Raw genomic sequence first — 11,395 nt, forward strand, 5'->3', positions numbered from 1 at the left:
ATGGACCAGTCCGGGCGTCAGTCGTTCGGCCCCGGGACCAGGACCTCGCGATTGCCATTGGACTGCACCGGGCTGACCAGTCCGGCGGCCTCCATGTCCTCGACCATGCGAGCGGCGCGGTTGTAGCCGATCTTCAAGCGGCGCTGGATGAACGAGATCGAGGCCTTGCGCGTCTCGATCACGATCTGCACGGCCTGATCGTAAAGCGGATCGGCCTCCGCCTCGCCATCGCCCGGCGCCTCCAGCCCCGGGATCGCGGCAGCCCCGGCCTCCGGCTCGTCGAGGATCGCCTCGTTGTAGTCCGGCTCGCCGGTGGATTTCAGGTACTCCACCACCTGGTGGACCTCGTTGTCCCCGACGAAGGCACCATGCACGCGCTCCGGCATCGCCTTGCCCGGCGGCAGGTAGAGCATGTCGCCGTGGCCCAGCAGGTGCTCGGCCCCCATCTGGTCGAGGATGGTGCGCGAGTCCACGCGCGAGGAGACCTGGAACGCGATACGGCTGGGGATGTTCGCCTTGATCAGGCCGGTGATCACGTCCACCGACGGGCGCTGGGTGGCCAGGATCAGGTGGATGCCGGCGGCGCGCGCCTTCTGCGCCAGGCGTGCGATCAGCTCCTCCACCTTCTTGCCCACCACCATCATCATGTCGGCGAACTCGTCGACCACGATCACGATGAACGGCAACGGCTCCAGATCCGGCGCCTCGGTCTCGGTCAGCGCCTCTTCCGGCTTGAACAGCGGGTCCTTCAGCGGCTCGCCGGCGGCCTCGGCATCGCGCACCTTCTTGTTGAAGCCGCCGATGTTGCGCACGCCCATCGCGGACATCAGCTTGTAGCGCCGCTCCATCTCCGCCACCGCCCAGCGCAGGGCGTTGGAGGCATCCTTCATGTCGGTGACCACCGGGCACAGCAGGTGCGGGATGCCCTCGTACACCGACAGTTCCAGCATCTTCGGGTCGATCAGGATCAGGCGCACGTCGTCCGGCGTGGACTTGTACAGCAGCGACAGCAGCATCGCGTTCACGCCGACCGACTTCCCCGAGCCGGTCGTCCCGGCCACCAGCAGGTGCGGCATCTTCGCCAGATCCGCCATCACCGGGCCGCCGCCGATGTCCTTGCCGAGCGCCATGGTCAACGGCGACTTGTTCGTATCGAACAGTTCCGAGCGCAGGATCTCGGAGAGCGCCACGATCTCGCGGTTCTCGTTGGGGATCTCCAGGCCCACGGTGGACTTGCCCGGGATCACCTCGACGATGCGCACCGCCATCACCGACAGCGAGCGCGCCAGATCGGTGGACAGCCCGGAGATACGCGAGGCCTTGACCCCGGCCGCCGGCTGCAGCTCGAAGCGCGTGATCACCGGCCCCGGCTGCACCGCGACCACCTCGACCTCGACGCCAAAGTCCTTCAGCTTCAGTTCGACCAGGCGCGAGAGTGCCTGTAGCGACTCGTCCGAGAAACCATCCGGCGGGGGCGGCGCCTCGTCCAGCAGGGACAGCGGCGGACGCGGGTCAGCGCCGGACCCTTCGGTAAACAGCGGGACCTGTTTTTCCTTCTGCACGCGCGGGCTGGGCGCGGGCGCCTCGATGCGCGGCTCCACACGCGAGGGGGGGCGCTTCTCGGTGCGCTTGCGCTCCTTTTCCACCCGCGTCTCGCGCTCGGCGCGTTCGCGCGCGCCGATGCGGCGATCCCGGGCCGAATCCAGCTGGGCGCGCAGCCGCTCGAAACCACGAATGGTCAACTGACCCAGTCGGTCCATCAGCAGGAACCAGGACAGCCCGGTGAACAGCGTCACCCCGGCCAGAAACAGCGCCAGCAGCACCAGCGTCGCCCCGACCAGACTCAGCCCGGCCACGGCCCAGCCGCCGAACAGGTCCCCGAGGATGCCACCCGCGTGCACCGGCATCCCGCCCGGGAGCAGGTGCAGCGCGGCCAGCGCCGCACCCGAGATCAACGCCACGATCAGCGCGACCCCGCGCACGGTCAGCTCCATCGGGCTGGCGATCCGCGCCTCGCGGCGATGCCGGAACAGCCACCAGCCGATGCCGCCGACCGCCAGCGGAATGAGGTAGGCCAGATAGCCCAGCAGGTGAAACGCGATGTCCGCAAACCAGGCGCCGGTGGTGCCACCCAGGTTGCGCAGGCTCTCGCCGTCGCCGGTAGTGGACCAAGCGGCATCGCCCGGGTGATAGCTCACCAGGGCGACCAGCAGATAAAGCGCCAGCATGCCGAAGATCAGCAGCGCACCCTCGCGCAGCCCGCGCAGCAACTGCCCGCTCAGGCTCGGTGCCGCGGCCGGCTCCGCCGTCTTCCTGCCCTTGCCCCCGGATTTGGCCTTGCTTGCGGCCATGCGCTCCCCATCGTGTTCGGCCCGCGACGCGGGCATTGCGAATCATCGCGCAGTTTACCGGTTAAAACAGCGTTCGTGGTGCCAGGCCAGCCAAGCCTGAGAACCGAGTCCGGTCCAGTTGCCTGTTTGCCCCCACACAGTGAGCCCTGCCATTGTGGGAGCGGGCTTGCCCGCGAAGCTCCCTCAGTCCCGCCGCCACCCCCAGACCGCGAACACCGGATCGGCATGCTCCAGCCGCCCGGCATACGGGTCATCCGGCGGGCGCGGCAGGCCGCGCAGTGAGAGCGTGGAAAGATCGTCGAATCCTGCACGCAGAAACAAATCGAGTACCAGCCCCATACGCTCGAAGTCGTACAACGGCTCCCAGACCGCGATCGCCTTGGTCGGAAAGCAGCGATCAGAGAAGGTCACCACGAACACCCCACCCGGGCGCAGAAGCTCGCGCACCGAGGCGAATACCGCCTGTGGGCGCGTCAGGTATTCCACCGAGGCGGTGCACACCACCGCATCGAAGCTCGCGGACGGCAGCGGAATCGCCGGCTGCCGGTTCAGGTCGTGCACCAGGCCCTGATCCAGGGCTTCGTTAGCGGCCAACTCGTCGTGGTTCATACCCAGTCCAGTGACCAAGTCGGGCTCTCGAACTTGATCGAGGTGCGATGCCCAGCTGCTCATCAGGTCCAGCACCCGCGCGCCCTGCGGGATCAGCGTGGCGTACAGCGCCGCGATCCGGGCACGGGCCGTGGCATCCAGGTGATGCACCATGCGCGGCCCGGCGTAGAAGTCGCGATCGGGCGCGGAATCCTCGCGCTCGCAGGCATCTCCCGACCAGAAGTCCGTCGGCCGCCCGTGCCAGCGCGCCTGCATCCCCGGCCCACGCGCCGTCAGAAGCCGTGCCACGTCCACCGCCCGATCGTCGTCGCGTCCCTGCTCGTGAAACGCAATTACTCGGGCGCGCAGTTGCAGGTCCACGCCCGCCAGCGGATGGTTCAGGTCCGCGACGAGCCGCGCGTCCTCCAGCGCACCGATGCGGAACAGTTCGCGGTCACCGGCCTCGACGCCGGCGTGGCCGGCGATGAACGCGCGCGGATAAAAACGCCCGGCACGGGGTTCCAGCACCCGATGCCGCCGCAGACGTCTGTTGAACGCTGTCGACGGCAGTTCGACTTCCCCTGCCAGGTCCCGCCCTGGGGCCAAAGGTGCCCCCGGAACGTCTACTGCCTCGCCGACATCCGCGCCGGCCAGCTGCGACCCGATGGCGCCCGGCCAGACGTCGTGCGCCGGCATTAGCCACGGCAGGAAGAGACACTCGCGGTGCCGCGCCTCGGCACTGCTCCAGTCCAGGGTAAAGCCGACATCCAGCGCCGGGCGCGGCGTACCCATGGCCGCTGGCGCGCGTTCCGGGCAGGCAAAGGGGTCGTACATCCGTTGGTGTTTACCTGTGAGCATTCCCGGTATGGTACGGCGAATCACCTTGAGGATATGCCCATGCCCCGTAGCGGTCGGCCCGTTGGCGCCCTGTTGTACCTGATCGTTCTGACTGTGCTCGCAGGGCTGCTGGCTGCCCCTGCCGCGGCCCAAGTCCCCGGGGCCGCGGCCGACTCCGATCTCAATGGGACTGAAACGCTGCGAGTCGGCACCCGCTTCGTACCGCCGTTCGTGATCCCGCCGGACAATGCCGAGGGCCACCCCACCGGCATCGCGATCGAACTGTGGGAGCGGGTCGCGGAACGCCTGGAACTGAACTACGAGTACCGCGAGACCAGCCTCAAGGGGCTGATCGACGGGCTGGGGGACGGACGTATCGATGTCTCGGTCGCCGCCCTGACCGCCACCGCGGACCGCGCCGAGCGGGTCGACTTCACCCATCCCTACTACACCACCGGGCTGTCCATTGCCGTGCCCCAGCAGGGCAACCCGGTGGCCGGGGCGGTGCGGGCCTTCATCTCCGTCCCCTTCCTGATGGTGGTGCTGGCCCTGGCCGGACTGCTCCTGCTGGTGGGCGCGCTGCTGTGGCTGTTCGAGCGCCGGCGCAACGCCGACGAGTTCGGCGGCAACGCCGCCCAGGGGCTCGGCTCCGCGTTCTGGTGGGCTGCGGTCACCATGACCACGGTCGGCTATGGCGACAAGGCCCCGCGCACCCTGCCGGGGCGCATGATCGCGCTGGTCTGGATGTTCGCCGCGCTGATCCTCGTGTCCACCTTTACCGCCGCGATCGCGACCACGCTGACGGTCAGCTCGCTGGATACCGGCATCCAGAACGTCTCCGACCTGGAGGGCCAGCGCATCGCCACCATCGGCGGCTCCAGCGCCGCCGCCTGGCTGAATGAACAGGGCTTTGCCTACCGGGACCACCAGGACCTGACGTCCGCCCTCACGGCGGTGGCCGAGGGACGCGCCGACGCGATGGTCTACGACGCCCCACTGCTGCGCTACCAGACACGCGAACACTTCGCCGGCGAACTGGAGGTCCTGCCGGTGGAGTTCCTGCGCCAGGACTACGCCCTCGCCCTGCCCCAGGGCTCGCCCCTGCGCGCCCCGATGAACGTCGCTATCCTCGAGATTCTGGAATCCGACGACTGGCAGCGCGTGCTGCGCCGCTATCTGGGCAACTGACCGGTCTGGCAGGGAGTTAATACATCATGGCCGAAACATTTCTGGTAGCCATCGTTGACCAGGACCGCGAGGACCTGGCGCTGGCGATCGCCGCCGAGGAAGGCGGCGCGGACGGCACGGTGATGCACGGCGCGGGGCTCGGCTTTCCGGATCATATGACCTTTCTCGGCGTGACCTACCAGGGCCGGGAGTCGGTCTGCATCTGGGAGCTGGACGAGAAACGCGCCGAGCGCATCGCCCGCCGCCTGAACCTGGAACTGGACCTCCTGCAGCCGTACAACGGTCTGGCCTTCACGCTGGATGCCCAGGCCCTGACAGGCATGCAGTTCGTCGGTGCCCCTGCCCAATCCTAATCTCCTGCGCGAGGAACGCCATGCGATTCGTACTGCTCGCCGCCGTGGTCCCGCGCAACCGGGCCGACCGTGCCATCGAGACCGTCCGCCGCGAGGGCGCGGCCGGCCTGACGCTGTTGGAGGGCCAGGGCATTGCCCAGCTGCGCCGCGCACCGATCATGGACCTGAAGGACTCCGCGGCCCGCAACGTGCTGCTGATGGTCCTGGAGGCCAGCCTCGCCGAACGGCTGCTGAAGCGCCTGGATGAAGAACTCGCGCTTAGCGAGGTGGGGAACGGCTTCGCGTTCACCCTGCCGATCAAGGACATCGCCGGCATCAAGCCGGAGCAGATCGAACACCTGCGCAAGACACTGGAGCAGGGTTCACCGTAGAGGCCACTGCTCGGTACACAGGATTCCGAGTAGAGCTACCTCTTCTTCGGGTCACGCCGACCGCGCAACGCCCGCCACCAGCCGTACCACGGCAGGGTGAGCCCGTCGCCCCCGGCCCCGTGGCGCAGAAAGGCCAGACCCGCCTGTTTGACCTGCCCGGCCTCGTCGACCTCGCGCACGATCAGGTCCGCAGAACCGAAGCTCACCCGGTCGCCCACGATCGGCTCCCCCGGGAGTTCCTGCGCCAGGTATTCGGCGATGGTCCGCTTCGCGTCCACGCCATCGCAGGACACCCCGTACATCTCGCACAGATCGGCCAGCGGTTTCTCCGGGTGTAGCGGCAGTTCGCCGAAGAACTCCGAGTCTTCGTGGTCGGGGATGCGCGGGCTGGCGAACAGGCGGTCCAGCAACGGCACGTACTCCGGCACCACGAAGATGTAGACATAGTCCCCCGGCGTCAGATGCCCGGCCTGCTGATAGCGCACCGAACGCCCCTCGCGCACCACCAGCGACGGGCGCGCCCAGCGTGGCAGGCGGGCGCCGCGCAGCACCGGGCTGTCCTCGATCACGCGGTACACCGCCAGTTCATGCCGCGGGCTGCCGGGCAGTTCCAGTTGCACACGCTCGACGGGGCCCATCTCCGGCGGCACCACCAGCCCGAGCCGCTCGGCCACCGGGCGAATCGTCCAGCCCTGCACCAGCAGCGAGACCAGCACCATCATGAACACGATGTTGAAGAACACCTCGCCGCCCTCGACCCCGGCCACCATCGGCAGGATCGCCAGCAGGATCGACACCGCCCCGCGCAGGCCCACCCAGGAGACGAACGCGGTGCTGCGCCAGTCCTGGCGAAAGGGCAGCAGGCACAGCCAGACCGCCAGCGGCCGGGCAACCAGGATCAGCACCAGGCCCAGCGCCAGGGCCGGCAACGCCAGCGACGGAAACTCCGAGGGTGTGGCCAGCAGCCCCAGGATCAGGAACATGCTGATCTGCGCCAGCCAGGTCAGTCCCTGCTGCTGTCGGTGCAGCTTCGCCGCGCCCCGCATCTTGCGATTGCCCGCCACGATGCCCGCCACATAGGCGGCCAGGAACCCGCTGCCGCCCAGCCAGCCGGCCAGCGCGAACAGGCTGACCGCACCGGCCATTACCGCGATGGGATAAAGCCCCTCCTCCAGCGGCAGGCGGTTGACCAGTTCCACCAGCAGATAGCCACCCACCACGCCCAGCAGGAGGCCCAGCCCCATCTGCCACAGGAATTCCGTAGCAAACAGTGTGGCCAGGCCACCAACCGTGGTGCCGGACAGGATCCACTCGATGAAGACCACGGTCAGGAAGATCGCCATCGGGTCGTTGGAGCCCGACTCCACCTCCAGGATGGAGCGCACGCGGCGGTTGATCTTCACCCCGCCCACCCGCAGCAGGAAGAACACCGCCGCGGCATCCGTGGAACTGATCAACGCCCCCAGCAACAGCGCATAGCCCCAGGGCAGATCCAGCAACCAGTGGGCGGCCGCGCCCAGCAACAGCGTGGTCAGGGCGACCCCGACCGTGGCCAGCACGATGGCCGGGCCCGCCGCCCGGCGCAGGGTTCGCAGCCGAGTGCCAAAGCCGGAGTCGAACAGGATCACGGCCAGCGCAAGGCTGCCGATCAGGAACGCGGTATTGGGGTCATCGAACTCGAGCCCGAGGCCGTCTTCGCCGGCGAGCAGGCCGATCCCCAGGAACACAAGCAACAGCGGTGCACCCAGCCGGAACGACAACGCCGACGTCAGCACCGAGACCACGATCAGCCCGGCACCAATCAGGATCAGCTGGAAAATCCAGTCCATCGAAGCCCTTTATGTCCTTCGGACCCACGTGCGGCCCATCATCGCATGATCACCCCAGAACCGGCCTCCAGGGGACGCCCCCGGACAAGAATCAGCCGCTCTCAATGCGCTCGACAAGTCCTTGCACTTGCCTCGGCCCCGGCCACGGAATACTGTATTTATGAACAGTTACCCGTGGAGTATTCGCCGTGTCCCTGACCGCGCGCCAGCAGGCCATCCTCGACTACATCATCGAGACCGTCGCCACCCAGGGCACGGCCCCGACGCGCAGCGAGATCGCCCGTGCCTTTGGTTTCCGCTCGCCCTACGCGGCCGAATGCCACCTGAAGGCCCTGGAGAAAAAGGGCGCGATCGAACTGGTGGGCGGGGCCGCGCGCGGCATCCGCCTGGCCGGTGCGCATGCGGCCCGACCCGCCGAGCTGCCTCTGGTCGGGCGCGTGGCGGCCGGCTCGCCCATCCTCGCCACCGAGCACATCGAACGCCACTACCGAATCGACGAAAGCCTGTTCCGGACCCGCCCGGACTACCTGCTGCGCGTGCACGGCGAGAGCATGCGCGACGCCGGCATCCTCGATGGCGACCTGCTGGCCGTCCGCCAGACCCCGGAGGCCCGCGCCGGCCAGATCGTCGTGGCCCGCATCGAGGACGAGGTGACGGTCAAGCGTTTCGAGCAGGACGGTGCCCGCGTGCGCCTGCTGCCGGAGAACCCCGACTTCGCCCCGATCGAGATCAACCTGGAGCGTCAGGAGCTGGCGATCGAAGGCATCGGGGTCGGCGTACTGCGCGATCTTGAAGCGCAGGGCTAAGCCCGTGCCTTCCATTGATGCCCTGCTCGATCATCCGGCGCTGTGGCGCGGGCGCAGCGCCGCCCCTGCCGCGAATGCCCCGGTCTGGCCGAGCGGCCACCCGGCGCTGGACCGGGCCCTGGGGGGCGGCTGGCCGCGCGGCCAGCTGATCGAACTCCTGGGCACCCCCTTTGGCTGCGGCGAGACCCGCCTGCTGGTCCCCATGCTCGCCGCCTGCGGCCGCGAAGGCTACTGGATCGCGCTGCTGGCGCCGCCCGCCACGCCCTGGCTGCCCGGCTGGCAGCCGCTCGGCATCCCGCCGGAACGGGTGCTGATGATCCGCACCGAACACGACCGCGACACCCTCTGGGCCAGCGAGCAGTGCCTGCGTGACCCGGCCTTCGGCGTCCTGCTGGCCTGGCTGGGCGGCCCGGTGGAAACGGCACTTTTGCGCCGACTGCGCCTGGCCGCAGCCGAAAGCCAGGCCTGCACCATCCTGTACCGCCCGCCACGTGCCACGGAGCAGCCCTCCCCGGCCCACCAGCGCCTGCGCTGGAAGCCCGACACCGACGGCCTCGAGCTGCACTGCCTGAAGGGCGTCGGCGACTGGGCCCGTTCCGGCCAGCCCCTGCACATCCCGATGCCCTGAGATGGGCCATCCGGAGCGACCACAAGCCGTCCCGCACCCGCGTGCCTCGCGCCCGGCCCGCGCATGGCGCCAGCCAACCCTGATTCCGCCCTCGGAGCACCCAGCGGAGCCCGGTCCTGCCCCACGGGTCAAACCACGCTCGGCAAACGAACAGTGGATGGCAGTCGAGCTGCCGCACCTGGCGCTGGAGACCCTGGCGCGTGCCGAGGCGGACCGTTCACGGCTGACCGAGCGCCCCCTGCTGGTGGTCGAGGCCGGCGCTGCGCCGCGCGTGCATGCCGCCAATCGCGCCGCGCGCCGCGCCGGGGCCGGACCGGGCATGGCGCTGGCCGATGCCCTCGCCGTCCTCGACACCCCGGAACTCGTCGAGCACGACCCGCAGGCCCAGACCGCGCAGATCGCCATGCTGGCCGGCGTGCTGCTGCAGTTCTCCGATCACGTGCACCCGGAGCCGGACGCCCGGCGCATCCTGCTGGAGGTCGGCCGCAGCCGGCGCCTGTTCGGCGGGCTCGCCGCCCTGCGGGAACGGGTGCGGGACGCCCTGAAGGGGCTGGGCTTCCACCCGCGCATTGGCGTGGCGCGCAGCCCGGCCGCCGCGCGCCTGCTGGCCACCCTGCGTAATCCCGCGATCCCCGAAGATAGCGAGGCCCTGCGCCGCACCCTGTCACCGGTGCCGCTGGAGGCCCTGCCACTGTCCGCCGCGACCCGGGAGGGCCTGCAGGCCATCGGCCTGCGTCGGCTCGGTGACCTGCTGCGCCTGGCGCGCCCCGAACTCGCGCGGCGCCACGGCCCGAAGTTGCTGGCACTGCTGGATCGGCTGCTGGGGCGGCGCACGGAGACCCTGCCGCGCTTCGACCCGCCCCCGGAGCTGTACCTGACACTACGCCTGGAACACGAGATTCACGCGACCGGGGCCCTGGCCTTCCCGCTCAAGCGCCTGCTGCGCCGGGCCGAGGCCCAGCTGCGCGGCCTGAACCGCAGCCTGCAGGGGATGACGCTGGAGCTGAAACACCGCGAGGAACATACCCGGATTACCTCTACCCGAATCGCCCCTACCCGAATAACGCTGGAGCGCGGCCACCCCGGTATCCGCGCCGAGGACTGGCTGCCCCTGTGGCAGACCCGACTGGAACGCGAGGCCCTTCCCGCCCCGGTCATCGGCCTGCGCCTGCGGGCCACGCGGCTGCTCGATCCGCCCACGCAGGGCGCCAGCCTGCTGGCCGAGACCCCGGGCCATCCGCCGCCGGACTCGCAGTTGCCGGCCGTGCTGGCCCGTCTGAGCGCGCGTCTGGGCGAGCAGGCGATCGTCCGGCTCACCGCAAGCGGCATCCCGCGCCCCGAAGCTGCTCAGGGCACGCGACACGATCTCGACGCGGCGGCCTCGCCTCCGCCGCCGACACCCGCGCAAATGATTTGCGGCACAGCGCTGTGGCTACAGGACCCGCAACCGATCCCGCCCCCACTGCAGGCGCACGGGCTGGGTCGACTGGAGGATGGCTGGTGGGACCGCGGGCAGGATGTGCGCCGCGATTACGCGGTCACGCGCGACCGGCAGGGTCGCAGACTGTGGCTGTACCGCTGCCTGCGCAGCGGCCAGTGGTTCCGGCAAGGCTACTGGGGGTGACCCGTCAGACGCGGTAGTACTCGCGATACCACTCGACGAACCGGGCGATACCGTCTTCCACCGCGGTCGCGGGGGCATAGCCCACGTCCTCGCGCAGGGCCTCGACATCGGCGTAGGTGTCCGGCACATCGCCCGGCTGCAACGGCAGGAGATTCTTCTCCGCCTTCTTGCCCAGACAGTCTTCCAGCACCTCGATGTAGCGCATCAGCTCCACCGGCTCGTGGTTGCCAATGTTGTACAACCGGTAGGGCGCTGCACTGGTGGCCGAGTCCGGTGTCTCGCCACTCCAGTCCGGATTGGGCTGTGCCGGGCGATCCAGCGTGCGGATCACGCCCTCGACGATGTCGTCGATGTAGGTGAAGTCGCGCCGGTGGTGGCCGTAGTTGAAGACGTCGATCGGCTCGCCCGCCAGGATCTTCCGGGTGAACAGGAACAGCGCCATGTCCGGGCGACCCCAGGGGCCATAGACGGTAAAGAAGCGCAGGCCCGTGACCGGCAGGTTGTAGAGATGGCTGTAGGTGTGCGCCATCAATTCGTTGGCCTTCTTGCTCGCGGCGTAGAGGCTCAGCGGGTGGTCGACGTTGTCGTGCACCGAGAACGGCATCGTGGTGTTGGCGCCGTAGACGGAGCTGGAACTGGCATAGACCAGGTGCTCCACGCCGTTGTGCCGGCAGCCCTCCAGGATGTTGCCAAAACCGACCAGGTTGGTGTCGACATAGGCCGCCGGGTTCTCCAGCGAGTAACGCACCCCGGCCTGGGCCGCCAGGTTCACCACCCGCTCCGGGCGGTGCTCGCGAAACACCCGGTCCATCGCCGCGCG

At 69.1% G+C, this 11,395-nt stretch carries 10 protein-coding genes; 6 read left to right on the forward strand and 4 right to left on the reverse strand.

The annotated features are described in order from the left end of the window. Nucleotides 1-17: 17 nt before the first annotated feature. Together C935_RS0112365 and C935_RS0112370 are read right to left on the reverse strand one after the other, a co-directional pair. Nucleotides 18-2,387, reverse strand: a complete 2,370-nt coding sequence (locus C935_RS0112365; RefSeq protein ID WP_018862806.1) for a DNA translocase FtsK — start codon at nt 2,385-2,387, stop codon at nt 18-20. Nucleotides 2,388-2,534: 147 nt separating this feature from the next. Beyond that, nucleotides 2,535-3,773, reverse strand: coding sequence for a methyltransferase domain-containing protein (locus C935_RS0112370; RefSeq protein ID WP_018862807.1), 1,239 nt, complete (start codon nt 3,771-3,773; stop codon nt 2,535-2,537). A 63-nt stretch (nt 3,774-3,836) separates the two neighbouring features. On the opposite strand from C935_RS0112370, the gene C935_RS0112375 reads away from it, so the two are divergent. Genes C935_RS0112375 through C935_RS0112385 form a run of 3 tightly spaced genes read left to right on the forward strand, consistent with a single transcriptional unit; the run spans nt 3,837 to nt 5,688 of the window. Then, on the forward strand, nt 3,837-4,964 hold the full coding sequence (locus tag C935_RS0112375; protein ID WP_018862808.1) for a transporter substrate-binding domain-containing protein: 1,128 nt from the start codon (nt 3,837-3,839) through the stop codon (nt 4,962-4,964). A gap of 26 nt (nt 4,965-4,990) precedes the next feature. Then, entirely contained in the window at nt 4,991-5,317 is a 327-nt protein-coding gene (locus C935_RS0112380; protein WP_018862809.1) for a hypothetical protein, read from the forward strand. 20 nt (nt 5,318-5,337) lie between these two features. Continuing rightward, the gene (locus C935_RS0112385; RefSeq protein ID WP_018862810.1) at nt 5,338-5,688 is read left to right on the forward strand and encodes a hypothetical protein; all 351 of its coding nucleotides are present in this window, start codon (nt 5,338-5,340) and stop codon (nt 5,686-5,688) included. 35 nt (nt 5,689-5,723) lie between these two features. On the opposite strand, the gene C935_RS0112390 is transcribed toward C935_RS0112385, so the two are convergent. Beyond that, nucleotides 5,724-7,517 (reverse strand): potassium/proton antiporter, encoded by a 1,794-nt coding sequence (locus C935_RS0112390; RefSeq protein ID WP_018862811.1) that lies wholly within the window; start codon nt 7,515-7,517, stop codon nt 5,724-5,726. 188 nt (nt 7,518-7,705) lie between these two features. Between C935_RS0112390 and lexA the strand changes: the two genes are divergently transcribed. From lexA to C935_RS0112405, 3 genes are all read left to right on the forward strand, one after another. After that, the gene (gene lexA / locus C935_RS0112395) at nt 7,706-8,323 is read left to right on the forward strand and encodes a transcriptional repressor LexA (protein ID WP_018862812.1); all 618 of its coding nucleotides are present in this window, start codon (nt 7,706-7,708) and stop codon (nt 8,321-8,323) included. Between the two features lie 4 nt (nt 8,324-8,327). Beyond that, nucleotides 8,328-8,951, forward strand: a complete 624-nt coding sequence (gene imuA / locus C935_RS0112400; protein WP_018862813.1) for a translesion DNA synthesis-associated protein ImuA — start codon at nt 8,328-8,330, stop codon at nt 8,949-8,951. Nucleotides 8,952-9,108: 157 nt separating this feature from the next. Further along, complete coding sequence (locus tag C935_RS0112405; RefSeq protein WP_018862814.1) at nt 9,109-10,575, forward strand: DNA polymerase Y family protein; 1,467 nt, start codon at nt 9,109-9,111, stop codon at nt 10,573-10,575. Nucleotides 10,576-10,579: 4 nt separating this feature from the next. Here C935_RS0112405 and C935_RS0112410 read toward each other — a convergent pair. Continuing rightward, nucleotides 10,580-11,395, reverse strand: an 816-nt coding sequence (locus C935_RS0112410; RefSeq protein WP_018862815.1) for an NAD-dependent epimerase/dehydratase family protein, incomplete at its 5' end; no start/stop codon positions are given.

Source organism: Thioalkalivibrio sp. ALJ3 (assembly GCF_000377205.1).
GTDB lineage: Bacteria > Pseudomonadota > Gammaproteobacteria > Ectothiorhodospirales > Ectothiorhodospiraceae > Thioalkalivibrio.